Here is a 473-nt window from a genome sequence, read left to right on the forward strand (position 1 = left end):
TGCAGACTCGATTTTGCCGGACTCAATTTTGAATAATCACTTAAAGTGACATTCCCAAGAACACTTGAATGTGTTGTATTGGTGTTTGTCATAAAGACAAACATTGAGAACTTTACAATCAACAAATAAATTGTTGATTTGTCAGCTTTCCAAATTGTTAAAGAGCTAATCACTTCCAAAGAAGTAACCATTTTTAAGAACACTTAAGATTTCGAAGAAATGTGCTTAAAGATGGTATCCCGTAGGGGAGTCGAACCCCTGTTACCGCCGTGAAAGGGCGGTGTCCTAGGCCTCTAGACGAACGGGACACTAAAGCGGCTCTGATAAAGACATATCAATCTGTGTGGGCACTCATCGTGAGTAATCATCGTATAAGGAGGTGATCCAGCGCCAGGTTCCCCTAGCGCTACCTTGTTACGACTTCACCCCAGTCATGAACCACAAAGTGGTGAGCGTCCCCCCGAAGGTTAAAC

Annotated in this window: 1 protein-coding gene, 1 tRNA gene and 1 rRNA gene; all 3 read right to left on the reverse strand. The window is 43.1% G+C overall.

What is annotated here, in order from left to right:
- A partial coding sequence (locus GVO60_RS22510) for a hypothetical protein (RefSeq protein WP_217358399.1) occupies positions 1–191 on the reverse strand: 191 nt, incomplete at its 3' end.
- 41 nt (positions 192–232) lie between these two features.
- Positions 233–308, reverse strand: a tRNA-Glu gene (locus GVO60_RS22210).
- Between the two features lie 64 nt (positions 309–372).
- Positions 373–473: ribosomal RNA gene (locus GVO60_RS22215) — 16S ribosomal RNA — on the reverse strand; the annotation flags it as partial.

Source organism: Vibrio atypicus, assembly GCF_009811315.1.
GTDB classification, from domain to species: domain Bacteria; phylum Pseudomonadota; class Gammaproteobacteria; order Enterobacterales; family Vibrionaceae; genus Vibrio; species Vibrio atypicus.